The sequence below is a fragment of the Pseudotamlana agarivorans genome (assembly GCF_001642835.1).
In the GTDB taxonomy this organism is placed as follows: domain Bacteria; phylum Bacteroidota; class Bacteroidia; order Flavobacteriales; family Flavobacteriaceae; genus Pseudotamlana; species Pseudotamlana agarivorans.
Genome location: NZ_LXEI01000001.1, coordinates 599,495 through 617,733 on the forward strand (window position 1 = coordinate 599,495; position 18,239 = coordinate 617,733).

The following is an 18,239-nucleotide window of genomic DNA, read 5'->3' on the forward strand; positions in this document are numbered from 1 at the left end:
TTTATAAACTTATATAATTAATAATGAAACCGTGTTTAACTAGAAAAACTTACCTGCTTCAATAATAGAATTACCAACGCGTTTATACTTTACTTTAGTACCCTTGGCACAAAACATGTAAACGGCTTCAGATTTTTGTTCTTTAACCCACAAAAGGATGACCTCACTAGCTTGGCAATCATAATCTTTAGCGACCTTTTCTTTAACATGGTCTATGGTAGCTCTACCCTTTTTAAGTTGACTTTGAATTTTAGAATTTAGTTTAGGTTCTTCGTAGTCGGCTGCAATTTGGCATCCCTCGGTGTTTTCGTTTTTAGCCACGGCCGCCTCAATAGCATTTGGTTCTGGAGCTTTCGCATCAATATATTCCCAAGTGTAATCGGCTTTAAGCAACACTCGTCGACCGTCTTCTGTTTTTACAATATAATTGTTCTGTGAAAATCCGATAAATGATAGGCTGAATAGAAAAATAAAGATGTAAGTTTTCATAAATAAAATGTGATAGGTTATCAAAAGTACAGAAATTATGTCAAAAGAAATCAAGTCTTCTAATTTATGAGAATGCTTAAATTAAGAAGTATATTTACGGCATGTTTCCTGAAAAATTACATCAAAAATTAGAAAACCGTAATGCTGAAAATGCATTGAGGCAACTAGGTATGGATAATCCATACGTTGATTTTTCATCAAATGATTATTTAGGCTTTTCAAAAAATGAAACTATTTTTAATGAAAGCCATGCCTTTTTAAAAGCACAAAATATGCTTCAAAATGGTGCAACAGGCTCCCGTTTACTTTCAGGAAATCATAAGTTATATCCCTTTGTAGAAAAACAATTGGCCAACTTTCATAATAGTGAATCTGCCTTAATATTTAATTCGGGATACGACGCCAATATTGGTTTTTTTTCCAGTGTACCGCAACGTGGCGATATTATTTTATATGATGCCTATATTCATGCCTCCATCCGTGATGGCATGCTCATGAGCAACGCAAAAGCCTATAAATTTAAGCATAACGATTTAAGAGATTTAGAAACGTTATTAACTCGTTTTACTGAAAATGCGTCTAACAGTAAACAGCATATTTATGTCGTTACCGAATCTGTTTTTTCTATGGATGGCGATTCACCAGATTTAGAAGAACTATCGCAAATATGTAAAAAGCACAAGGCGTATTTAGTGATTGATGAAGCACATGGCCTAGGCATTTTTGGAAAACATGGTGGCGGACTCATACAACACCTAGGCCTGGAAAAAGCCGTGTTTGCTAGAATTGTAACCTACGGAAAAGCCTTAGGATGCCACGGTGCCGCCATTTTAGGTAGCGACCTTTTGATACAGTATTTGGTTAATTTTTCTAGGAGTTTAATTTACACAACAGCACTCCCGCCTCACAGTTTGGCTACCATTCATGCCAGTTATTTAGCCCTAGAGCAAACTCAAACACGCCAAAAACTAAAAGAAAACATCCAGTTTTTTAAGTCTGAGATCATTAAAAATCAGCTACAAAAGTTGTTTATAGAAAGTGATTCGGCCATACACTGCTGTATCATTTCAGGAAACGATAGGGTGAAACACATATCAAAACATATTCAAAATTCAGGATATGATGTCAAACCCATCTTGTCTCCAACGGTTTCAAAAGGACAGGAACGCTTACGCTTTTGTCTACACGCTTATAACACCGAAGCTCAAATTTCTGAAGTTTTAAAATTACTAGCCACCTTGGTAACCTCATGAGCAATCGTTTTAAAACCAAAGCGCGATTTCAGTACTCTACCGAAGCCCAAATTGTAAAAGGGCGTTTGGAAGCCGAAGGCATACAGGTTTTTTTATCCGATAATTTAACCATCGATACCGATCCACTAGTGAGCAACGCCATTGGCGGTGTAAAACTAAAAGTGCTATCTAAACAGGCGCTAAAGGCGCAACATATTTTAGAATCCATAAGTAAATATTCGATAGACGACGAAGGCCATACCATCGTTTGTCCAAATTGCGAAAGTCAAAAAGTTGCCCTCTTTTCAACAATTAAGGATGCTAAATCATTATTCTGGTTTATTTTTGGGGTTTTATTTTCATCGCTTCCATTTTATATGAAACATAAATATAGATGCGAATCGTGTCAAACGGAGTTTAATATCAAATAAACAACACGTTGCACGTCCATAGGAATGCGATACTGAAACACATGCAGCATGACGAAAAAAACAAACACCTATTTTATAACAGGTATTTCTACCGAAGTTGGTAAAACCGTGGCCTCCGCCATTGTTACTGAGGCCTTAGAAGCCGATTACTGGAAACCCATTCAGGCTGGAGAATTAGACCATTGCGATACCAAAAAGGTGCAAAACCTAATATCCAACACCAATACAAAATTTCATCCTAACGCCTATGCGTTAAACACGCCTATGAGTCCGCACGCTTCCGCGGAAATTGATAACCTTACAATCGATTTAAAGCAGGTAAACCCTCCCAAAACTAACAATCATTTGGTTATTGAAGGTGCTGGTGGTTTATTAGTTCCTTTGAATGATGAAAATACGATTTTAGATATTATCAAACCAATTTATAAGGTTATTGTGGTATCTAGGCACTATTTAGGAAGCATCAACCACACACTTCTAACGGTAAAATTACTGCAAGAAAAAGGATTTGATGTATCGCTAATTTTCAGTGGAAACGAACATAAAACAACGGAAGACATCATTAAAAAAATGACAAAAGCTCCCGTTATTGGAAGAATAGAGGAAGAACCGTATTTCGATAAAAATGTGATTCGGGAATATGCTGAGAAATTTAAAACTAATTTGTAACGTCACCCTGAACTTGTTTCAGGGTCACATCAACATATGAACCCAACATAAATTACGTAAAAACAACAAGAATAATGAGATGCTTAACTCCTGCCGGCAGGCAGGAGTTAAGCATGACGACTATAACACTTATGACACTACAACAACGCGATAAAAAACACCTCTGGCACCCACTTACCCAACATAAATTGCACCCCGAATCTATTGCCATTACAAAAGCAAAAGGCTGCGTGTTAACAGACGAAAATGGTAACGAATACATTGATGCCATCGCCTCGTGGTACACCTGTATGTACGGGCACTGCAACGATTATATTACGAGTCGAGTTTCAGAACAAATGAAACAGTTGGATCAAGTGGTTTTTAGTGGTTTTACACACGAACCTGCAGTGAAACTATCCGAAGCTTTGATCAATATTCTTCCCGATAATCAACAAAAAATATTTTTTAGTGATAACGGCTCCACTTCGGTTGAAATTGGTATTAAAATGGCCCTACAATATCATTTTAACAATGGCGAAAAACGCAATACCCTAATCGCCTTCGAGGATGGTTTTCACGGCGATACCTTTGGCGCCATGAGCGTTTCTGGACTCTCGGTTTATAACGGTCCGTTTGAAGAATTTTTCCTCGATGTGAAACGTATTCCCGTTCCAAACGGTGAAAATTTAGAGGCCATTTTAGAGCAATTAGAAAAAATTTCTAAAGACAATAAAGTCGCAGGATTTGTTTACGAGCCTTTGGTTCAAGGTGCAGCAGCCATGAAAATGCATGATATTAATGACTTAAATGCAATTTTGCAATTTTGTAAAAGCAAACACATTATAACTGTTGCCGACGAGGTGATGACGGGGTTTGGTAAAACCGGAAAACATTTCGCATCGTTACACATGGAAACCAAACCTGACGTGATGTGTTTAAGCAAGGCGCTTACAGGCGGATTACTACCCATGGCATTAACCACCTGCTCACAAGATATTTACGATGCTTTTTATAGTGACGATATCGGAAAAGGCCTTTTTCACGGACACACCTATTCGGCAAATCCACTAGCTTGTACAGCTGCTTTGGCGAGCATAGAATTGCTACAAACCGAAGCCATTCAAAGCAATATACAGCGCATTATAGCCTCACATCAAACTTTTGGCGAACACATTAAAAAGCACCCTAAAGTAAAAGGTATCAGACAATCGGGCGTTATTTTTGCCTTAGATTTAGATGTAGAAATGCAACGCTACGGAAACATACGTGACAAACTGTTCAAATTTTTCATGGATCACGGCGTGTTTTTACGACCGCTAGGGAACACCATTTACATTCAAGCGCCTTATGTGGTTACGGAAACTCAGTTAGAAAAAATCTATCAAGTTATTGAAGAGGCTTTGGATATTGTTTAGTAAATCAATTTCATTATCTAAAGTTTTTAGACACGAATTACACAGATTATCACGAATAGTTTAGCATGCAAAAATTTGTGAAATTAGTGTCAAGATTAAGTGTTATTCCAATTTAAGATTACCACATTCGCTGTGTGTCTCTGTGGAAACTCTGAGCATCTCGGCGTAAGAATTACTGTTTTTATTTCACAAAGATTCACGGAGCTACACTGAGAGTCACAGAGGCGTCGCGTTATTATGTTTTTTGAAAATTAAAAAGGATGCGATTTCAATAAAAATGTTAACAATGAGTGATCCCTAACTCATAAATAGTACTTTTGTCAACTAACGTAAAACTGAATTTTGATCTAAAAAATTAACTAGCGATTTGCCTGAAGTGAACTTTAGAGATTGTCCCCTTGAGGGGACTTTAGGGGTGTTCAAAAGTGTTTTTAAACTCCAATGCACATACCAACTTCAACAAACGCTACTTGACAATGTTCAATGATGTTAACTTTTTAGATTCACATCACCATATTATGAGGTGCTGAAACACCTTGCCTCCCGGCAGGCAGGAGTTCAGCATGACGAAATATTTATGCAACAACCCATTTCCATTACAGCCATATCGTCTATTTCTTCCTTAGGAAAAACATCCGACGAAGTATGGCAAAGTTATTTAAACAACAACCATTGTCTGACTTCAAAATCCGTTTTGAATCAAAAGCTACCGGTGGCACAAATTCCGGAGCATGCTAAAGGGGATATTGAGTCTTTAAAGCAGTCCGATCAAAAATATAAGTCTTTAGACAATTCTGTTTTATATGCCATTTACGCTTCTAGAGCTGCTGTAAAACAAGCAAAATGGAAGGCTAGCGATAATTTCGGCATCAACTTAGGATCTTCCCGTGGCGCTACCGAACTTTTTGAAACTTATTACGACTCCTTTCTACAATCCAATAAAGCTGAAACCTTAAGTTCGCCAACCACAACCTTAGGCAATATTGCCTCTTGGGTGGCTCACGATTTACAAACCGAAGGCCCAGAAATAAGTCATTCCATAACCTGTTCTACAGCTTTACATGCCATGTTAAATGGTATCGCATGGATTAATTCTGGCATGTGTAATAAATTTTTGGTTGGAGGAAGTGAGGCGCCATTAACGCCCTTTACCCTTGCCCAGATGCAAGCGCTAAAAATATATTCGCAAGTTAAAATTCAAGTTGATTGTCACACTGAGCCTGTCGAAGCGCATGAAGCAACATTCCCATGTCGCGCCTTAGATCTTGAAAAAACCAAAAACACCATGGTGCTAGGCGAAGGTGCTTCCGTAGCTTGTTTGGAAGCTGGCATTCAGGAGGACGCCCTTGCTGTTATTAGCGGCTATGGCTATGCTACCGAAATATTAAAACATAATATTTCTATTTCTAGCGATGCACAATGTTTCCAGAAATCGATGAAAATGGCCTTAGGCGATTTAAATCCCGATGAGGTCGATGTTATTGTCATGCATGCACCAGGGACTATAAAAGGCGATTTATCGGAAGTAAAAGCCATTGAAAAAGTGTTCCCTAATCCACCGTCACTTACCACAAACAAATGGAAAATTGGACATACTTTTGGGGCTTCCGGGTCGTTAAGTATCGAGTTGGCGGTTTTGATGCTTCAAAAGCAACACTTTATAAGTGTTCCTTATTTAAAGGATCAAAAACAACCAAATAGAATTAAAAACATACTAGTAAACGCTGTTGGTTTTGGAGGCAACGCGGTTTCTATATTATTAACCAAGGCAGGCGATTAAGTTCCTGCCCTTACGGGAGGCATTTGTGGGCAGTGCCGTTAGCATTTTAATAAGTAAAAGCTAAAGTCATTCCCATATTATTACTATTTTTGACCCAAATTAAGTATTGGCTATTATGAGTGAGATGAGACACAATTGGACCAAAGAAGAAATTTTAGAGATTTATAACAAACCTTTTATGGATTTGCTTTATGAAGCAGCAACAATTCACCGTTTGCATCATGACCCAAATACCGTTCAGGTGTCAACTTTATTATCTATAAAAACAGGAGGATGTTCAGAAGATTGTGGCTATTGCCCACAAGCAGCTAGATACCACACCGATATTGAAGGGAACGATTTAATGTCTGTGCAACAAGTTAAAGCACAAGCTTTACGCGCTAAATCAGGCGGAAGTTCACGTGTTTGTATGGGAGCTGCATGGCGTAATGTAAAAGATGGCGAGGAGTTCGATCAAGTTTTAGAAATGGTAAGAACCATTAATAAACTAGATATGGAAGTGTGTTGCACCCTTGGAATGGTCACCGAAAATCAAGCGAAGCGTTTGGCTGAAGCTGGTTTATATGCTTACAATCATAATTTAGATTCTTCGGAAGAATATTATAAAGAAGTGATTTCAACCCGTGGTTATCAAGATCGTTTAGATACTATTGATAATGTTCGTAAAACCAATGTTACGGTTTGTAGTGGTGGTATTATTGGTATGGGTGAAAATATTGAAGATCGTGCTGGTATGTTAGTGGCGCTTTCTACTTTAAATCCGCAACCAGAATCGACACCAATAAACGCTTTAGTAGCTGTTGAAGGAACGCCTTTAGAAGATCAAGAACCTGTTTCTATTTGGGATATGGTACGTATGGTAGCCACCACAAGAATTGTGATGCCAGAAACTCAAGTACGTTTAAGCGCAGGGCGTACGCAAATGACTAGAGAAGGTCAGGCCATGTGTTTCTTTGCAGGAGCAAATTCTATTTTTGCAGGAGATAAGCTATTAACTACTCCAAATCCAGATGTGAACGAAGACATGAAAATGTTCGAATTATTAGGATTAAAACCTCAAAAACCATTCACTAAAAAAGTACAGCCAAAAACGGTTGAAGCTCAAGATTCTAAAATTGAAGCTTTAGGCGAAAAACCAAAATGGACACGCCCAGAACATAAAATTGAACGTAACGAAGCGGCAAGAGCTTTAAGAAAAGAGGCGTCACAAGATTAAGTAAGTGCTTCGCATAAAAAATAAAAGCCCCGAATTTGATTGGTATCAGATTCGGGGTTTTTATTTTATTCTTAAAGGCCAGGTTTACACGCCTAAACCACTCAATACCTCATCAATTAGCAACTACCACTTTTCTAGAAACCTCAGCATCTGAAGTTTTGATTGAAAACACATAAACGTCGGAAGCGAAACGTATAGGCACACTAATTTTCTTGTCTGAAGACTGAATTGTAACATCCAAAACCTCTTGGCCCAGTACATTTACGGCCTTTAGGCTCTTAACATTTGTAGCTTTAGGATTACTAATAACAATATTATCGTTCTGGTTATTGAAATACAGTTGAAGTTGGTTATTACTCTCTGAATTTACACCTAAGGATTCTGATGCTTCTGAAAAAGCAATCGCAAAACGATCTTCTATTAATCCGCTATCAACATTTACAAAAAAGGTCCCCGATTTTAAATCATGATAAGTATCGTAATCTTTTAAATAGATATCATAGTCTTCAGCAGCATATTCTAAACTGTCAATTTTGATTTCGATCAAGCCTCCCGATTGCGTTTTTACGCTAAGTGGTAAAACAGTTTGTGTGGTAATCGTATCTACTCCTTGAATAAAATATTCGGATTGATCGATGCTCCAGTACATATCTTCGGCATTATCTTCGTTCACAGGAGCATCATAACCCCAATCGTAATGAAGTGATGCCTTTTTATCTACGGTAGTTAATAACTGGCGTTTATAACCCTTTGGCGACTGGAAGCCCAGTCTGAATTTGGGCCTGGCGTCTGTAGTTTTTGCGGTTGTTATTTTCGATGCTTTAGTCGTTGTTTCTTTAATAAAAATGGAATTATCGTATGTTTCTCTATTGTAGACACGCTGGCCATTATTAAAAACAATATCGGTACTCGTCTGGCTACCGGCAGCTTTAACAAAAAAGCCTTGAGCTACTGGAATATATTGTGTTGGCACTTTTGTGCCTGGCCCTCCATTCGGACTCACCCCAGCAGCAGGCGTTGTAGCAGCCGAGCCTACACCACCAGAAAGGTTATACATAGCATAACCACCCTCATACTCCTTTAAGTAATGAGAATTCCCACCATAGTGGTCCCAAAAATAAAGTGTACCCTCAATAGTATTTTGGTTATCGGTTAAAAATTGATCGGCATCTAATGCCGATGGATATGGGTTACCCACCAAATATTCGTTACCAGGATTTAAGGTAAGGGTAAAATCCCCATTGTTAGGCATCCCTGTAAAAGTGTAGTTCTGTGTTTGAGTTAAGTCTGTATTAGTGGTGGTCCCTTTCATGGTAAACCCTTGTCCAACGACTAACTCTCCCGTACTTTTTATCCGCTCCCAAGCGTAATAATTATCAGCTAAAGCATCCTCAAATTTATACAACCAAAACTCCGAAATTGTAACAGGGCTTTGTGAACCATTATAACCACCTGTATATTGTACTAGGTTCGAGCCGTTATACAAGATGCCTCCAACAGTATATTTGCCACTGCCATTATTAACAGGAGAGCTCCAATAATTATAGGTATATAAGTTCTGTACCCCTTGTTGGTCACGTTCTATTACGCCATCGCCCGACCCCAAAACACTTTCTGTAGTCTGCAGCAATTGCCCCTCGCCTTGTAAATCGATTAAACCACCAGTACCAATATCTAAATACCATGAGTTTTCTAGCTTTTTATTGTTTTTAAATTCGAAATGAGCTCCTGGGTCAATAATTAATCCTAGGTTAACAACATCGACACCATTATTGCTGTTATTAGAATGGTTATTTGTAATGTGATTTTTTACATGTACAATAGCTGCTTCATGCTCAGGATAATCTGTAATATCCCAAACATCACCATGCAACCAAACGTTAACATCACCCCAATTGCCATCGTTTGTGGTTTCAAAAGGTAGTGGAGCGGTTTGAAAAAAGATGTCTTTAACATTGTAAATAGTGGCACCTGAGGTGTTTTTACCTGAAATATCAATTAATTTATCGTCTTGATACGTGTCCATTTTGTAATAGCGAACTAAAGTACTTCCAAAATCGGACGCTATATCCAAAGGAATGATTTTTCCACTGTTAAAACTGTTGTTATCGTCCAATTCTTGATACACCATGCGTTTTACCTCATTTTCAGTGAGGGCTCTATTGAAAACGCGCACTTCGTCTATTTCACCTTTAAAATGACCAATGGCACTACCTTCTGGACCAGTACCAATATTAAAGGTGTTTATTGATGCTGAATTAGTTATAGGACCACTAAAGGCAGTTGTTTTAGCCAATTCTCCATTTACATAAAATCGAACCTCATTATCAGCATCAGAATACGTACAGGCTAAGTGTGCCCAGGTACCGATAGGCACAGGTACAATTGCATCAAGCTTACCATTTACGAAAACATCGACATTAGTTCCAATATAAAGAAAATTAATCCCATGTTCTCCTATAATGAACTCCCCTCCAGTTGGCGTATCAGGTTTCACCCAACACATCATGGTTCCTTCACTAGTACCATTTAAAAACTGGGGTTCTTGTACATAATCGTTACGGCCATCGAAATACAGACTATAACTGTCATTCAGATCCCTAGGCGATCCAAAAACGGTATCGTCCTCATCACGGGAATCAACGATACCATCGCCATCAGTGTCAGTATTTGGTGTAATCATGCCTGTAGAAGCATCTATAGTTAGTAAAGGCAGATAAATATCACCTAATGTTATGGTATTATGTATCGGATCAATAAAGTCCCATATCGTATCTCCATTTACATTTTCAGGATTTGCATAGATTGTTAACCCAAATCCATCTTTATCATCTATACGATCTAAAATGCCATCACCATCGCTATCGACACCATCGCCAACGCCGTTTCCAGTAACATCAACATCACCAAAACTATCGTATTCAAGTGCATCGAATACCCCGTCGTTATCGGAGTCTAAATCTAAGTAATTTGGGACACCATCACCATCGCTATCGGTCCCTAGAGTTAAATTAGTTATATCTATATGTTGCGTTCCTCCACTTTCAAAATCATCATGTACACCATTAGTATTAGAATCTATCCAATTATCACCAAATAAAGTAGCATCCTTATCCGTATCTAAAAATTCCTTTCTTAATTCTACGATATTTGGAATGCCATCGTTATCATCGTCAAGATCATTTATGTCGGCAACACCATCACCATCGCTATCACAGTATTCTTGTGTTATACGAATATCATCTAGAGCAAAATCATTTCCAGAAGCATCTACTTGTATATCTGTTAATACCACAATAATGGTATCTTCATCAGTGGTAAATGTAGGAGCTGTAATGGTTTGCCAATCTGAAGGTGAAATTACGGCGCTTGTACCACTTGAAGTGATATCGGTTATAGCGTCGCTGTTATCGTCTTTACTATGTATTTTTAATAATTCAACAGAATCACTTGCCAGCGATGTTGTGCCATCGCTTCTAAAGATTTCCATTTTTATAATAGGATTTTTGCGATTGCTATCAGGTTCTTTAACATCTAAATTAACGGCATAAAAACTATATGATATAGGTATGTTTGGTGTTATTCCTGTAACTGTTATGGTATAAGCTACAGTGCTGCCTCCAGCATCACCATCAAAAATAGCCATACGTCCGTTGGTATCATTCATGGTATGGTCTTCCATAGCCCCCCAGTCTCCGTTTAGGCCTGTCCAAGCAGCAATCTGACTGTCACTGGCATCATGAAACAGCGTATACTCTCCATTAGAAACATTATCGGAAGAGTTTCCGGTATAAGGGCCTGCCTCATATGCATAAGCTGAACTAGAACCTGTAACCCCAGCTGACGGAATGGACTCTCGCGTTGTACCAGATCCGAAGTCTTCATGTAACAAGACCACTTGCGCTTTTGTAGCAGAAGTTTTTGATTCACAAAGAGTGGTTTCATCCTCATCTAAAATACCATCGTTATCATCGTCTAAATCAATGTTATCGGTAATACCATCGCCATCGGTATCGGGGTAAGCGCTACTAGCTCCCCCTGGAACTCCAAAAATTTCAATTTCATTTATACTAACATAACTACTAGAAAAACCAGAACCTCCAGTAACTCGAAGTCTAACATACCTACCAACACTTGGTGTGGTAAAATTAGTATTACTACCTACATTACCCGATGAGCTTATTAAAGTTGTATATGTTCCATTAATTCCAACTGCTTCAGTAGCAACTTCTATTGTAAATTCATAATTCCTATCTTGATATGTATTTAATGTAAAACTTGATAAGGTATACTCCCCTTTTAAATCGAAAGTAGCAGACTTTGGATATTGAGGGGAAGCATTTACCGCCCATCTGGAATCAGAATCACTTTCATCAATATCGCCATCAATTAAATTATCTAATGAAGTACTTGGTTGGGTATCACCCGTTATTGTAACACCTGGTACTTGTAATACATCTACTTGTGCGTAAATTGAATAATGTGCTGTTAAAAAAAACAATAGAAAAAAGTATACGCTTTTACTGATGTGTAAATTAAATAGTACCATGAGAGTTGGGCTAGTTACGAGGTCGCTCGGTGTAATTGTAGAAAACCTTAATAGATAATTACAAAGTAATCAATTAATCAACCAAACTGGTTTACCAGATCAAAAGTAAATAATAAATTAAAACAGCCAAAAAGAGGGATGTTTTTTCGATGAAAATCACTGACTTACAGTGATTCCCATGTTTATTTTACGAAATCAGCAAGAAAAGCACTACTTTTTTAGATTAATTTTTGACTACTTAAACCTTATCATGAGAATTTTTAAAGATTTAGATAGTAGACATACGCTAATTTGAAGCGTGCGCAGAATGTATTTGTTTGATAAATTTAATGACTACCATATATGACATTCATAGCATACAAAAACACCTCTACAATCTGGTTTTAATAGATTGTAGAGGTGTGTTAAAAGCGTCGATTTAGAGTTCGCTTTAAAGATTCAACATCATACAAACGGCCTTACTCCGAAATCACTATTTTTTTAGAAACTTCCGTCCCATCTACAATCATTGAGCATACATACACCCCTGATGCTAAGCTGGTAGGTAGACTTATTTTTGTATCGGAAGCATGCACAGGATATTCAAAAACCATCTGACCAAGCATATTCACGGCCTTTAAACCTTCGATGTTCATGCTATTAGGGTTGTTAATGATGATGCTAGAACTTTGCTTGTTATAAAACAGCCCTAAACTTTGGATGTTTTCTTCAACAATATCTAATGTATTTCCTTCAGTAGAAAAGGCAATTGCAAAACGATCACTAATGAGTCCGCTATCAACATTCACGAAAAATGAACCTGCTTTTAAATCGTGAAAAGTATCGTAATCCTTCAAATATACCGGCACATCATCAGGTAGGTTTTCTAAGGCATGTATACTTATTTCAATTAAACCTCCCGATTTGGTTTTTACGGTTAATGGCAGAACAGTTTGTTCGGTTATAGCATCAATCCCTTGAATAACATAATCGGCATTTTCAACCTCCCAATACATATCTTCTATATTGGTTTCATTTATTAGTCCGTCGTAACCCCAATCTACACCCATGGTAGCATGATCATCAACCGTCGTTAATAATTGGCGTACATATCCTTTTGGCGATTCGTAATTGATTCTAATTTTTGGTCGAAGATCTTCATTCTTTGAACCCTCTTGCTTCGATGTTTTAGTACTGGCATTTTTTACAAAAACAGAGGTATTTGTACTTTCGGTTACAAAAATTCTTTGATCGTTTTCGAAGACAATATCTGCTTCTGTAGCCGTATCGGCCTTTACAAAGAAACCTTGTCCTACAGGAATATAGCGATGTGGTGTTTTTTCTGGGGAAGCCGAATGACTAGGGGCAGCTGCGGCTGCAGTTCCTGTCATTGCCGGTGTCCCTCCTGAATAATTATAAACCCCATAACCACCTTCGTAATCCTTAGAATAATGTGAATTCCCACCATAGTGCTCCCAGAAATATAGGGTACCATCTAAAGCGCTTTGGTTATCTTCTAAAAATTCATGAGCATCAATAGCTGAAGGGTATGGATTCCCAACCAGGTACTCATTGCCAGGATGAATTTTTAACGTGATCTCACCATTATTAGGAACCCCTTTAAACGTATAGTTTTGTTCTGGTTTGCTTCCTTTAGCTCCAGGACCTTTCATGGTATAACCTTCACCAACAAACATTTCTCCAGTACTCTTCATATGTTGCCATAAGGCATAGGTGTCACTTTTATTATTTGCGTATTTCCAAATCCAATATTCGGCAATAGAGATTGATGTGTCGGTTTTCACTCCATCGTAACCCCCTATAAAACTAATCGGTTTTGGGTTATATTCATCCGAGCCATCCATTAACACACTTGCAACGGTATAACTTTCATCGCCATCAACAGCGCTATTAGGATTTGAACTGTGTACAGGCGATGACCAATAATTATAGTTATGTTGAGAAGTTTCACCTTGCTGATCAACTTCTAAAGCACCCTGGGTACCAGCTACCAAATCACTGTCTTTGGTTTGTATTAATTGAGATTCCCCATGTAAATCGATATCACCATTCAACTCTAAATACCAAGTATTATTTAAATCGGAGTCATTTAAAACATCAAGTCGTGCATTTTCATCAACAATCAAACCTAAAGTGGTATGTGAATAGCTGGTGGTGACTTCGTGAGCTACATTAACGATTACCCATTCGTTAATATTCGCTTCATCATCAATATCCCAAACATCGCCATGTAACCAGGTTGACTTACTTCCCCAGTCGCCATTTGCCATTGTCTCAAAAGGAAGTGGTGCCGTTTGCCCCATAATGTCTTTCACATTATAAATGGTTGCTACTGCACTGTTATTAAGTGAATGATCTTTTAATTTATCATCTTGAAAATCATCTAATTTATAATAACGCTGTAATCCTGAAGAAAGATTGGAATTTATTTGTTTAGGAATAATTTGACCTTGATTTAAATCAGTTTCATCTAATTCTTGATAAATCATTTTTCTAATTGGGCTTGAATATATAGCTTCATTAAATACACGAACTTCATCAATTTCCCCCATAAAATAATTAGAATTACTATCGGGAGTACGCCCAATACTGAAACTTGAAGTTGATGCGGCTAAACCTCCAGAAGCACTTACTTTGTCTGCTGAAAAATTTCCATTAGTGTATAACCATAAATGATCTCCAAAACGAGCCGTTACATGAATCCAAACTCCAGTAGCTAAAGGTTCATCACTGGTTATTGTTTTTCCACCACCACTGGCAATTAAATTGTTGTTACTATCGAGCTGCATATAAAAATTATCCTGCCCCATAATAAATCGCGTTCCTGTTGCTGAAGGGTCAATTTTTATCCAGCACATCAATGTCGCTTCCGCCCAACTACTCATAAACGAAGGTTCTGCCACATAATCATTACGCCCATCAAAGTACAAAGCAAACGAACCATTTAAAGCTCTAGGCGAACCAAAAACAGCAGTATCGGTATCGAACGCGTCCAAAATACCATCCTTATCGGCGTCGGTAGACCCATCAATAACGCCATCGTTATCAGCATCGAGATGGGCGAATATTTCTGGAATATCATTGATTCCTCCAGATTTCGGATTTAAATAATCGGGAGTTCCTGAAGTGGTTTCAACAGGAGACGCATAAGATGCTACTCCAAAACCAACGTAATTATCTATGTTATCTAAAACACCATCGCCATCACTATCGATGCCATCACCTACACCATTTCCAGTAATATCGATATCACCTAAGCCGTCGTACTCAAGGGCATCAAAAACACCATCGTTATCAGAGTCTAAATCTAAATAATTAGGTACACCATCACCATCAAAATCGGTCCCCGGAGTTAAATTGGTTATATCTATATGATTTGTTCCTCCGCTTTCAAAATCGTCATGCACACCATTTGTATTAGAATCTATCCAATTATCACCTAATAGAGTAGCATCCTTATCCGTGTCTAAAGATGCCTTTCCTAATTCCACAACATTGGGAATACCATCGTGATCATCGTCTATATCTAAAACATCGGCAACGCCATCGCCGTCGGAGTCACAAAATAGTTGTACCACTCGAATATCATCTATAGCGAGGTCGTTACCTAGGCCGCCAACGGATTGATTTATAAGCCTAACCATGAAATCGGAAGTTTTAGGAAAAAAAGAAAGATAAAATACTTCCCAGCTAACACTATCAGATGGCTCTATGTCTTTGGTGCTATCTTCTGCAAGTATTTTTGTACCGTCTGAAGATAAAATTTGCATCAAAACATTGGGTTTACTTCTTGGTGGATCGTGTTCTTCACGATCTAAATTAATAACTGCAAAACTGTAGGTCACTTCAACATCAGGTGTAACTCCTGAAATTTGATTTTCGTAAAACACACCTCCAGCAACATTTTCTGCATTAAAAATGGCCATTCTACCATTCGTATCATTAGGTGTGTAATCGTCTCCTTGATACCAGTAGCCTGCGGACCAACTCGCTATGTCTCGTGCATTATGGTAAACAGTATATTTACCATCAACAACGTCTCCACTAGCAAGATACTCATAGGTTGTACTTGCAGCTGCAAAATTGGCATCTATTTCAACACGATTGGTACCAGCGCCAAAAGTTTCATATAAAAACACCGTTTCTGCTTTAGAAGCTGATGGATTTGACTTACATATGTTGTTTTCAACGGTATCCAAAATCCCATCATTATCATCGTCTAAATCGATATTATCGGTAATACCATCGCCGTCGGTATCAGGATACACTGTTGGGTCGCTTGGGGTAGGTGCCGGAGATGGGTCTGGAGTTGGAGTTGAGGATGTGATGTTTATGAAGTAGTCTTCGAATTCTTCATATTTTCCCGAAGCATATTGACTACAAGAATTAGCAGTAGAATTCCATTTATCTCGAGTACCAACACGCATAACAGTATTTCCTGAAACTACACTTGTAGGGATTGTAAAGTTTAATCCTTCATCACCTGATCCAGTTGCAACGTATTCATTTGAATCATCAAAATCTCCATCTCGATTATAATCGATAAAAACATCTTTAGCATAATTAGGCTGATGACCTCTTACTGTAATAGATATATTATAATTTATATCTGCAATTAAATCAACAGGTGAAAGGTTAAAAAATGATTTGTAGCCGCCGTTATCTCCCGATGTATTATTAAGTGTAATTGTTTTCCCTGTAAGTGTCACATTATCTATATATCTGTGCATCTCGGAAGTAGAAGTTGGTGTACAGGTGTCCGGCTTAACCAGAATATTCACCGTTCCTATTGAGCAATTATTATTCACATCACATAGTGAATATGTAAAACTATCAGTTCCCATGTAATCTGGGTTTGGAATATATTCAAAGATACCGTCGGTAATTTCTGTAAGAGATCCATGGGATGTTTCGTTTAATATTTTGTAGTCGTCTCCAGTACCGCCATGAGAACTCAAAACATCATTACTAGTAACATTAATTTTATTTGTAGTACCCGAAGTACTATTCAAAAAGACAGTTAAATCATCATCATTAACAACAGGGATAGGTGGTAAAGAGATATTTAAAGTATAATCCTCTACTTCGGAGAGTTCATTATTAAAATCACAAGGAGTTGCTGGAATCGTTTTACAACTTGCATTATTATAACAATAAACCGCTGCAACTCTCATCACGGCTGTATTTGATACAAATTTGTCTAAGGTAATACTTCCCGAAAAATTGTAATTGTTTGATGTTTCTCCAGAATCATATACTAATTCGAAGTTGCCAGTACCATCGTAATCTATCCAAATGCCCATGCTGGCTGTTGGAGTTCCATTTTTAACAGAGTTTGTAGCCGAGAAATTATATGTATTCCCTGTAGTAACATTTACCTTTTCCGAAGTGTAATCTGCATAACCTTCTTGAACACCACTATTGTGGTTTATTTCAGAACCAGAATCACCGATTATTGTAAAATTTGAAATTCCTTTCTGGTTCGTATACCCCATATTAGTTGGTACACACTGAGCATGAACCAAACCAACCGAACCAACGAAAAAAAATAGAGCTACAAAAAGCGCTCTATGAAACTGAGAGTAGAATTTTGCCATAAGATTTGAGAGACTGAGAGATTATTATACTAATAAATTTTAGTGTAATATTTTAATTTTTAATAACAAGCGGCAAATTTAGAATTAAAAAGACATAGCTTCCTGACTATCTGGTGTTTTTTCGATAAAAAACATGATTTTCATCATATTTCACCTATAAAATCATGAAAATGACATAATTACACGCACTTAAACAAGTCTAAACCTACATATAAGAAAGAATTTTCTTATAAAAAACAACAAATTACAAAATTTACAAGACCAATCTGCCACATTTAAAATGTATATTTGAGAACCCAAATCTATAAATATGAAAACTACCTACCTAAAACCATGGTCTTTCATGGTGATTTGCACTTTATTTTTAAGTGTATTGTCATGTTCTTCAAGCAATAATGACTCTAATGACTCTAGTATTAACAGTCAAATTCTGAACTTATTAAACGACCATAGGGCGGATTTAGACTTACCCACCTTAGCCTTCAATGCTTATGCGACTACTTTAGCTGAAGAACACAGCTTGTACATGGCTACCCAAGACAAATTGAGTTACGACAACTCTCATCAACGTGCCGAGTTGCTATTTCAAGCCGAAAACCCCATTAAGATGGGAGAAAGCGTAGCTTCAAAATACAAAACGGCCGATAATGTTGTTGAAGCCATGTTAAATAATCTAGATCACAAAAACAATATTGAAGCCGATTTTACGCATATAGGCATAGGCGTTAGCAAAAGTGAAAGCGGTATTAATTACTTCAGTTTTATATTCTTGAAGAAGTAAACAAAATTATTTTTCAAACATTACAACCGATAGGCTGTCTAATTTTTAGACGGCCTTTTTTTTTTTGTTAAAGTTATGTTTAGGAAAAGATGATACCC

General features: G+C 37.5%; 10 protein-coding genes. 7 read left to right on the plus strand and 3 right to left on the minus strand.

The features are described from left to right. Positions 1 to 39: 39 nt before the first annotated feature. Positions 40 to 489 carry a DUF3157 family protein gene (locus tag A6I66_RS02495; protein ID WP_067145191.1) on the minus strand — a complete coding sequence of 150 codons (450 nt, stop codon included), beginning with the start codon at positions 487 to 489 and terminating at the stop codon, positions 40 to 42. A gap of 101 nt (positions 490 to 590) precedes the next feature. Here A6I66_RS02495 and A6I66_RS02500 point away from each other — a divergent pair, with 101 nt between their 5' ends. From A6I66_RS02500 to bioB, 6 genes are all read left to right on the plus strand, one after another. After that, positions 591 to 1,742, plus strand: coding sequence for an aminotransferase class I/II-fold pyridoxal phosphate-dependent enzyme (locus tag A6I66_RS02500; RefSeq protein WP_067145193.1), 1,152 nt, complete (start codon positions 591 to 593; stop codon positions 1,740 to 1,742). Next, positions 1,739 to 2,152 (plus strand): putative signal transducing protein, encoded by a 414-nt coding sequence (locus tag A6I66_RS02505; protein ID WP_067145195.1) that lies wholly within the window; start codon positions 1,739 to 1,741, stop codon positions 2,150 to 2,152. Before A6I66_RS02500 ends, A6I66_RS02505 begins: the two co-directional genes overlap by 4 nt. Before the next feature lie 48 nt (positions 2,153 to 2,200). Further along, positions 2,201 to 2,821 (plus strand): dethiobiotin synthase, encoded by a 621-nt coding sequence (gene bioD / locus A6I66_RS02510; RefSeq protein WP_067145197.1) that lies wholly within the window; start codon positions 2,201 to 2,203, stop codon positions 2,819 to 2,821. Positions 2,822 to 2,952: 131 nt separating this feature from the next. Then, positions 2,953 to 4,218: an adenosylmethionine--8-amino-7-oxononanoate transaminase gene (gene bioA / locus A6I66_RS02515; protein ID WP_067145200.1), complete on the plus strand. Its 1,266-nt coding sequence runs from the start codon at positions 2,953 to 2,955 to the stop codon at positions 4,216 to 4,218. Between the two features lie 577 nt (positions 4,219 to 4,795). Further along, complete coding sequence (locus tag A6I66_RS02520; protein ID WP_067145202.1) at positions 4,796 to 5,998, plus strand: beta-ketoacyl synthase N-terminal-like domain-containing protein; 1,203 nt, start codon at positions 4,796 to 4,798, stop codon at positions 5,996 to 5,998. A gap of 115 nt (positions 5,999 to 6,113) precedes the next feature. Further along, the gene (bioB, locus tag A6I66_RS02525; protein ID WP_067145204.1) at positions 6,114 to 7,214 is read left to right on the plus strand and encodes a biotin synthase BioB; all 1,101 of its coding nucleotides are present in this window, start codon (positions 6,114 to 6,116) and stop codon (positions 7,212 to 7,214) included. Between the two features lie 112 nt (positions 7,215 to 7,326). Here bioB and A6I66_RS02530 read toward each other — a convergent pair whose 3' ends face one another. After that, positions 7,327 to 11,763: a LamG-like jellyroll fold domain-containing protein gene (locus A6I66_RS02530; protein WP_084399420.1), complete on the minus strand. Its 4,437-nt coding sequence runs from the start codon at positions 11,761 to 11,763 to the stop codon at positions 7,327 to 7,329. A gap of 458 nt (positions 11,764 to 12,221) precedes the next feature. Continuing rightward, positions 12,222 to 17,360: a LamG-like jellyroll fold domain-containing protein gene (locus tag A6I66_RS02535; RefSeq protein WP_067145208.1), complete on the minus strand. Its 5,139-nt coding sequence runs from the start codon at positions 17,358 to 17,360 to the stop codon at positions 12,222 to 12,224. A gap of 310 nt (positions 17,361 to 17,670) precedes the next feature. Here A6I66_RS02535 and A6I66_RS02540 point away from each other — a divergent pair, with 310 nt between their 5' ends. After that, positions 17,671 to 18,141: a CAP domain-containing protein gene (locus tag A6I66_RS02540; RefSeq protein ID WP_067145210.1), complete on the plus strand. Its 471-nt coding sequence runs from the start codon at positions 17,671 to 17,673 to the stop codon at positions 18,139 to 18,141. Positions 18,142 to 18,239: the final 98 nt, after the last annotated feature.